Genomic DNA, 6,148 nt, shown 5'->3' with positions numbered 1-6,148 from the left:
GGTAGCGCCGGCCGTTGGCCGGCCCAGGCGATAACGGGGCCGGCCAACGGCCGGCGCTACCGGGCAGTTCGTGGGCCGATACAATCGGGACATGAGCTCAGAGATCAAATCCCACCAGCTGACCATGACCGTGCTGATGTCGCCGGAGATGGCCAACTTCTCCGGCAAGGTCCATGGCGGGGCGATCCTGCGCCTGCTCGACCAGGTCGCCTATGCCTGCGCCAGCCGCTACGCCGGACGCTACGTGGTCACCCTGTCGGTGGACCAGGTGACGTTCCGCGAACCGATCGCGGTGGGCGAGCTGGTCACTTTCCTAGCCTCGGTGAACTACACCGGCACCTCGTCGATGGAGGTCGGGGTGAAGGTGGTGGCCGAAGACATCCTCAAGCGCAGCGTGCGGCATGCCAACAGCTGCTTCTTCACCATGGTGGCAGTGGATGACGACGGCCGCCCGACCCCGGTGCCTGCGCTGGAACTGGAGAGCAGCAACCAACGCCGCCGGCACGCTGCAGCGTTGTTGCGACGTCAGTTGCGCGGTGAGATGGAGCAGCGCCAGCGCGAACTGCTGGCGTCGAATCCGCCGTCTCCGGATGGATCCTGAAACCAGGACGGTAGCGCCGGCCGTTGGCCGGCCCTGGGGACCTTCGGATGCGCCGCTTGGGCCGGCCAACGGCCGGCGCTACCGATGGTGGCACATGCGCCGTCCCCCGAATCAGCCGGTGTTCTGCACGCCCTGGGAGACGCCGTTGACGCACGCCACCAGTGCGCGCAGCACCTCGTCATCCTCGCCGCCGCTTTCCCGCCAGCGGCGCAGCAGGTCCACCTGCAGCACGCTGATCGGGTCGATGTAGGGATTGCGCAGGCGGATCGACAGCGCCAGGCGCTGATCGTGCTGCAGCAGTTCCTCCTGGCCGGTGATGTCCAGGATCAGCCTGCCGGTGTGGGCCAGTTCGCGCTGGATCTGCGGGAAGAACCGGTCGTGCAGCGAACCGGACAGGCGCGAGAACTGCTCGGCAATGGTGATGTCGCCCTTGGACAGCACCATCGCGATGTCGTCCAGGAAGGTGCTGAAGAACGGCCAGTCGCGCGCCATCTCCTGCAGCGTGGCCGCATGCCCGGCATCGATCGCCGCCTGCAGTCCGCTGCCCACGCCATACCAGCCCGGAATCACCGCGCGTGCCTGGCTCCAGGCGAACACCCACGGAATCGCGCGCAGGTTGCCCAGCGCGGCGTCCTGGCCAAGCCGCCGCGAGGGCCGCGAGCCCAGCGTCATCCGCTCGATCACGTCGATCGGGGTGGCCTGGCGGAAGTACTGCATGAAATCGGGCTGGCCCACGAACGTGCGGTAGGCCTCGGCACTCTTCGCCGCCACCAGATCCATCACCGGGCGCCACTGCGCTTCGCGCGGCTCCGGCGCACGCGGACGCAGGCTCGAGCGCAGCACCGCGCCGGTGGACTGCTCCAGCGAGCGCAGCGCCAGCGCGCGGATGCCGTACTTGCGGTGGATCACTTCACCCTGTTCGGTCACCCGCAGGCGGCCGTCGATGCTGCCACGCGGCGAGGCATCCACCGCGTCGGTGGTCTTGCCGCCGCCGCGGCTGATCGAGCCGCCACGACCATGGAAGAAGGTCAGCCGGATGCCGCTTTCCGCCGCCACCTCGAGCAGTTCCACCTGGGCACGCTGCAGGCCCCAGCGCGACGCGGCGATGCCGCCGTCCTTGCCGCTGTCCGAATAGCCCAGCATCACCATCTGCACGTCGTCGCGCGCGGCCAGGTGGGCGCGGTAGACCGGGTCGGCCAGCAGGTCGCGCAGCGTGTCGGTGCCACGCTGCAGGTCGTCGACGGTCTCGAACAGCGGGGCGATGTCCAGCGGTACCGCGCCGGTGTCGTCGACCAGCCCGCCGCGTCGCGCCAGCGCCAGCACTGCCAGCACGTCGCTGCGGTCGTGGGCCATCGAGATGATGTAGCTGCCCAGGGCGTCGGCCCCATGCCGGCGCCGGGCATCGGCCAGCGCGGCGAACACCGCATCCAGGCGCTGGCCGCCCTCCTCCGTGCTCGCCGGCAGCGCCTGCTCACCGCTGGCAAACGGCGCCACACGCTGCGCACGCGCGATCGCATCGGCGGCGTCCCAGGCGTCCTGGCCGTCCAGCACGCTGGCCAGGGCGCGCCCATGCACGCTCGACTCCTGGCGCACGTCCAGCCGCGCCAGGTGGAAGCCGAAGGTACGCACCCGCCACAACAGCCGACGCACCGCGAAGCCACCGGCGTGGTCGCCCTTGTTGGCATGCAGGCTGTCGAGGATGAGGGTGATGTCCTCCTCCAGCTCCTGCGGCGAGGCATACGCGCCGTCGGCATCCTCCAGCGTGGCCTGCACGCGCGCGCGCATGCGGTCGTTGAGCAGGCGGTACGGCATGTCCGCATGGCGCGGACGCGAGACCACCTTCGGCAACCGCTGCTGGTAGTGCGCCACCCGGGCCTGCAGCGCATCGCTCACCGCGACCCGTTCGGTGGACTGGCTGAGCAGGCTGGCCAGTTGCAGCAGGTCTTTCTGGTAGCGGCCCAGCACGGCCTGGCGCTGCGCATCCAATGTGTTGCGGATGGTACCGGCATCCACGTTCGGGTTGCCGTCCATGTCGCCGCCCACCCAGGTGCCGAAGCGCAGCAGCCGCGGCAGCGGCACGCTGTCGCCGTAGGTGTCCAGCAGGGCCTGCTGCAGCGATTCGTAGAGCACCGGGATCACCCGGTACAGCACCTGCACCAGGTAGAAGCCGACGTGCTCGCGTTCGTCGTCCACGGTCGGGCGCACCGGCGAGGAATCGGTGGTCTGCCAGGACGCCGTGAGCGCCATGCGGAACCGTGCCGCGTCGGCAGCCGCTTCGCCGGGGGTGCGCTGGCCATCGAGGTTGTCGACCAGGCTGGCCACCATCAGCTGCTCTTTTTCCAGCAGCGCGCGGCGTACCGCTTCGGTCGGGTGCGCAGTGAACACCGGTTCGATGTCGATGCGTGGCAGCCACTCGGCCAGTTCCTCGAGCGTCACTCCCTGCGCCTTCAGCTTCTGCAGGGCGTCCTGCAGGCCATCGGGCTGCGGCGCGGCGGTACCGGCGCGCTGGTAATCGCGGCGACGACGGATGCGGTGCACCCGCTCGGCGATGTTGACCACCTGGAAGTAGGTGCTGAACGCACGCACCATCGCTTCGGCGCGTTCGGGCGGCAACCCGGCCAGTGCATCGTTGAGGTCGGACAGCGGCGCGTCGCTTTCGCGGCGTGCGATGGCGCGGGTGCGCACCTGTTCCACTTCATCGAAGAACTGCGTGGACACCTGCTCTGCAAGCAGGTCGCCGACCAGTGCGCCAAGGCGGCGCACGTCGTCACGCAGGGGAATGTCGGGACTGGCAAAGACGATGCTGCTGCGGTACTCGTTCATCTGCGACGCACTGGCCTCGGGAACGGAATCGCATCAAGCCTAACCCAGATCGCGCGGCGATCGACGCCGTACAGATAGTTTCAATTGCATGTGTTGGTGACGGATTGCCACGCATGGCGTGGCACTACGAGGTCCACCGGAGCCGCCAACGCCATCGTCCTGCGCACGTAAAAATTCGTAGTGCCACGCCATGCGTGGCAACCGCGCGCCAGCGCGGCACAAGCATCCGAAGGCGCGTAGCATTCGTCCCCGGCATCCCTCCGACGTTCAGCAACGCCGGAGACATGCATCAGACTTTCATGAAGCAGAAACGAAGGAAAACGCCGGGCAACGCCCGGCGCCACATCACTTCATCTTCATCCCCGGCCCGATGGTCTGCTCCAGCCACCGCTCGCTCTCGGCGAGCATGGTCATCAGCGACTCGCGCGCGCGGTAGTGGTGCGACTCGTTCGGCAGCATCACCAGCCGCGCGGTGCCGCCCAGCCCCTTCACCGCCGCGAACATGCGCTCGCTCTGCATCGGGAAGGTGCCCGAATTGTTGTCGTCCTCGCCATGGATGAAGAGGATCGGGTCCTTGATCCGGTCCGCGAAGTTGAACGGCGACATCTTCAGGTACACGTCCTGCGCCTGCCAGAAGTTGCGCTCCTCGGCCTGGAACCCGAACGGGGTGAGCGTGCGGTTGTAGGCGCCGCTGCGCGCGATGCCCGCTTTGAACAGCCGCGTGTGCGCCAGCAGGTTCGCGGTCATGAACGCTCCGTACGAATGCCCGCCGATGGCGATGTGGTCGCGGTCGGTCACGCCGCGCCGTACCACTTCGTCCACTGCCGCTTCCGCGTTGGCGACCAGCTGCGGCAGGTAGGTATCGTTGGGTTCCTTGTCGCCTTCGCCGATGATCGGCATCGACGGGCTCACCAGCACCGCATAGCCCTTGGCCAGGAACGCCTGCGGTCCCCAGTAGCCCACGGCATTGAAACGGTACGGCGAATCGGTCACCTGGCTGGCCGCCGCAGCGGTCTTGAACTCGCCCGGGTAGGCCCACATCAGCATCGGCAGCGGGCCGTCCTTCCTGGCGTTGTAGCCGGGCGGCAGCATCAGCGTGGCGGTCAGGTCCACCCCGTCTTTGCGCTTGTAGCGGATCTGCTCCTTGCTCACCCCGCGCAGCTGCGGCAGCGGATGCTCGAAGTGGGTCAGGGCACGCGGTGCCGCCGTGGCATCGGCCAGCGACTGCACGAAGTAGTTGGCCGGGGTGTCCGGCGATTCGCGGGTCAGCAGGACCGACGTGCCTTCCTGGTCCAGCAGGGCCTGCGGCAGCGAATAGGTCGGCGCCTGCGAGTGGAAAAGCCGCGTGGCCTGGCGGGTTTCCAGGTCGAAGCGGTCCACGAACGGTCGGTCGCCTTCCGGCGACGCGCCCTGCCCGAGCAGGAAGATGCTGCGCCCGTCGGCGCTGGTCTGCAGGCGCGTGCGACCGTTCGCATCGCGCATCAGCGCGGGGCGTCCCGGGTCGTTGTAGCGGTCCTGCGAGGAGCGCTCGGACAGCAGCTGCGGTGCCTGGTCGAGCTGGTCCGGCGCGATCCGCCACTGTTTGACCACGCGCGACTTCCACCACGATTCGTTGAGCAGCGCGAGGTCGGCGCGGCCCCACTGGATGCCGGCGTAGCGGCTGCCCAGCTGCGCCAGCGTGACCGGCGCGGTGTCGAACGGCGCGGCCTGCATCAGCACCGCGTCGCGCACCTTGGCCTCGCGGGCCGGGTCGCCGCCGTCCTGGGCTTCGGCCCAGACCAGCGTGGCCGGCGCGTCGGCACGCCAGCTGGCGTTGCGCACGCCGACCGGTACCGCGTCGTTGCCGGTGGGCAGGCCTTCCACCAGCGGCAGGTCGGCCAGGGTGTGCTGCAGGCTACCGTCGGCACTGGACAGCACCTCGATCCGGCGCGGGAAATCGTCGACCGGCACCAGGTAGGAGTACGGACGCTGCACGCGTTCGGCCAGCACGTGGCGCCCGTCCGGCGACACGCTCAGGTCCAGGTAGATGCCAGGGCTCGACAACGGCGTGACCTGGCCGTCGAGCCCTACCCGTGCCGGCTGCGCGCGGGCATGAAAGTCGAACAGGCGTGCATCGGCCTCGTTGGACAGCAGGTCCTGGTAGGTGCGGATCGCACGCACGCCCGCGGCGGCCTGGGTCTGCTGGATCGCCGGACCGGTGGGGATGCCGCCGCTGGCGGGCACCGGGCCGGGGTTCTTCAGCTGCTGGGTGACCAGCAGCCCGCGGCTGTCAGGCAGCCAGCCGTACCCGTCGCCGAACACCGTGTTGAGGTCGACCAGCAGTCGGCGCGCGGTGCCGTCGGCGACGTCGACGATCCACAGTTCATTGGCACCGCTGGCCGCCTGCACCTGGTTGAAGGCCAGATAGCGCTGGTCCGGCGACCACGCCAGCGAGGCGATCGACAGCGGCTGCGGCAGGCCGCTGATCTGGCGCTCCTTCCCATCGGCGATGTTCATCAGCCACAGCTTGTTGCCGAAGGTGAAGGTACTGGCCGAATGCGTGGCCGGGTTGATCCGCACGCCGGCCAGTTTCAGCTCGGGCTGGGCCACGTCGTTGATCGAGGGCAGCGGCGGGGTCTGCAGCAGGGCGGCGATGTCGCGGCGCGGGGACAGGCTGAGCGTGGGCGCACGCGGCGCATTGGCCACCGCCTGCAGCGCGGCCGAGGGCAGCTGGTAGCCCTGGCC

At 69.0% G+C, this 6,148-nt stretch carries 3 protein-coding genes; 1 reads left to right on the top strand and 2 read right to left on the bottom strand.

The features are described 5' to 3' along the window. The first annotated feature begins 91 nt into the window (after window positions 1–91). A complete protein-coding gene (locus RWO33_RS18645) occupies window positions 92–601 on the top strand; it encodes an acyl-CoA thioesterase (RefSeq protein ID WP_314106743.1) in 510 nt (169 codons plus the stop codon). A 111-nt stretch (window positions 602–712) separates the two neighbouring features. Here RWO33_RS18645 and ppc read toward each other — a convergent pair whose 3' ends face one another. Further along, entirely contained in the window at window positions 713–3,424 is a 2,712-nt protein-coding gene (ppc, locus tag RWO33_RS18640; RefSeq protein ID WP_314106741.1) for a phosphoenolpyruvate carboxylase, read from the bottom strand. A gap of 345 nt (window positions 3,425–3,769) precedes the next feature. Beyond that, on the bottom strand, window positions 3,770–6,148 hold a 2,379-nt coding region (locus RWO33_RS18635; RefSeq protein WP_314106738.1), incomplete at its 5' end, for a prolyl oligopeptidase family serine peptidase.

It is taken from the genome of uncultured Stenotrophomonas sp., assembly GCF_963519925.1.
GTDB lineage: Bacteria > Pseudomonadota > Gammaproteobacteria > Xanthomonadales > Xanthomonadaceae > Stenotrophomonas > Stenotrophomonas maltophilia_AE.
Note: the sequence above shows the minus strand (reverse complement) of the source record. Positions and strands in the feature narration are given on the sequence as shown.

Excerpts from the sequence above, each read along its gene's own strand:
- ppc (WP_314106741.1), bottom strand. The coding sequence starts at position 3,424 with ATGAACGAGTACCGCAGCAGCATCGTCTTTGCCAGTCCCGACATTCCC.
- RWO33_RS18645 (WP_314106743.1), top strand. The coding sequence starts at position 92 with ATGAGCTCAGAGATCAAATCCCACCAGCTGACCATGACCGTGCTGATG.